This window comes from Arenibacter certesii DSM 19833 (assembly GCF_000429545.1).
Classification (GTDB): domain Bacteria; phylum Bacteroidota; class Bacteroidia; order Flavobacteriales; family Flavobacteriaceae; genus Arenibacter; species Arenibacter certesii.
This window is the reverse complement of the sequence record NZ_AUCB01000076.1, coordinates 1-2,163: the sequence shown is the minus strand read 5'-3', so window position 1 is coordinate 2,163 and position 2,163 is coordinate 1. Positions and strand designations below refer to the sequence as shown.

Sequence of the window (2,163 nt, the reverse complement as noted above, 5' to 3'; positions counted from 1 at the left end):
CCCTGCCTATAAAGACGAACGGTACGATCGACTTAAGCCCCAATTGGATTATTTCCGTAAGGAACTTAAGAAAACAGGTGTCAATCGACAGGTGCTATGGGATGAATATAGAGCAGGCAACTCAGATCCTTACAGCTACGCCCAGTTCTGTTACCATATCCGGCAATACTTGCGCAGTGGCAAACCATCCATGGTATTGGAGCATAGACCGGGGGATAAACTGTACGTGGATTTTGCCGGCAAACTTTTATGTTATGTTGATAGGCAGACCGGGGAGGAAATTAAAGTCCAGGTCTTTGTGGCCTGCCTACCGTATTCCGACTATTGCTTCGCTATGGCAGTGCCCAGCCAAAAGACGGGAGATTTTATCTACGCCCTAGGCTGTTGTTTAAAAGAGATTGGTGGCGTACCCCAGACCCTGGTGCCGGACAATCTCAAGGCTGCTGTGATCAAAGCGAATCCCTATGAACCGGATATTAATCGTGCTCTGGAGGATTTTGCCAATCACTATGCGACTTCGGTGACCCCTACGCGCCCTAGGAGACCTCAAGATAAGTCGTTGGTGGAGAACCAGGTGAAGCTTATCTATAGCCGGGTATATGCTAAACTCCGCAAGCTTACTTTCTTTGATCTTCCCTCGCTGAACCAGGCCATTGCCCAGAAAGTCAAAGAGCACAACCAGACCCGGATGCAACAAAAAGAGTACTGCAGGGAAGAGAAATTCCTGGCCGATGAAAAACATACCCTTCAGCCCTTACCGGCACAGTCTTTTGAGATCAAGTACTATAGAGAGCACAAGGTGGCCAAGAACAATCATATTTATCTGGGCATGGATAAACACTATTACAGCGTACCCTTCACCTATATCGGAATGAAGGTCAAGGTGATCTACACCCGATCCTTGGTAAAGATCTACCACAAGGCCAATCTAATTGCTACCCATCCCAGGAATCACCGCAAAGGAGGATATACCACCCGAAAAGAACATCTGTGTTCCCACCATCTGTATTACAAAGAGCGAAGTCCTACCTATTACCTGCAGCGTGGCTACAATCATTCCGAGACACTGTATACGTATATGGAGGCCTTGTTCAAACAAGATAAATATCCCGAGCAGCTTTATAAAACCTGTGACGGCATCTTAAACCTGTCCCGTAAGGCAGATCCGAGGTCCTTTACCAAAGCATGCACTATAGCACTGGAACATCAGAATTATTCTTACAAGTTTTTAAAACAAGTCCTAGAGAACCGGATGACCGAATACCCGGAAGAACCTGTGGTTAAATCCCTGCCGACCCATAAAAACATCCGTGGGGCATCATCCTATAAATAAGTAACCCTTTAAATTAACACACATATGAGTACTATTGAAAATCAATTGACACAGCTACGGCTCAATGGCATGCACAGTAGTTGGAAAGCTATGGTAGAAACCCGACAGCACCATGAACTCTCTTTTGGAGAGGGCCTGGAGGTCCTGTTGCAGGCGGAAGCTGAAGACCGCACCCACCGCCGTTTTGAACGCCTGAAAAAAGGGGCACAGTTCAGATATCAGGCCAGCGTGGAAGAGCTGAACCTAGATTCCTCAAGAGGAATCAATAAAGCTCAGATCACGGAACTCGTCAGTGGCTCCTATCTTGAAAAAGGGGAATCGATCCTATTGACCGGGGCTACGGGTTGCGGGAAGAGTTTTCTAGCCTCGGCCTTAGGACACCAAGCATGTAGTCAAGGGCATAGAGTGTTGTATTACAACACCCAAAAACTAATGATGACCACCAAAATGACCCGAATTGATGGAAGCTTCCTAAAATTCTTTGCTAAGTTGGCGAAGGCGAAACTGTTGATCCTGGATGACTTTGGACTGGCTCACTTGGATAGAAAACAGCAAATGGACCTGATGGAGATCATTGAGGACCGGCATGGAAGATCATCTACCATTATTGCAAGTCAACTTCCTGTGGGAAGCTGGTACGATATTATTGGAGAAGCAAGCATCGCTGACGCGATATTGGACCGACTGGTACACACCTCTCACCGGATAGAATTAAAGGGAGAAAGTCTAAGAAAAAAACTGTAATATTGTCATTAACTTATCTTTTTGACCAAAATCCTTAGGGGGGTCAGTATGGCCAGAATAGGGGGTCAACATCACCAGAATATCCA

General features: G+C 46.3%; 2 protein-coding genes. Both read left to right on the top strand.

Annotated elements, in window-relative coordinates:
• Positions 1-1,333 (top strand): IS21 family transposase (gene istA / locus G466_RS22760; protein WP_034236212.1); only part of this gene is annotated, 1,333 nt, incomplete at its 5' end.
• Positions 1,334-1,357: 24 nt separating this feature from the next.
• The gene (istB, locus tag G466_RS0118815) at positions 1,358-2,077 is read left to right on the top strand and encodes an IS21-like element helper ATPase IstB (RefSeq protein ID WP_026815000.1); all 720 of its coding nucleotides are present in this window, start codon (positions 1,358-1,360) and stop codon (positions 2,075-2,077) included.
• The last annotated feature ends 86 nt before the right edge of the window (positions 2,078-2,163 follow it).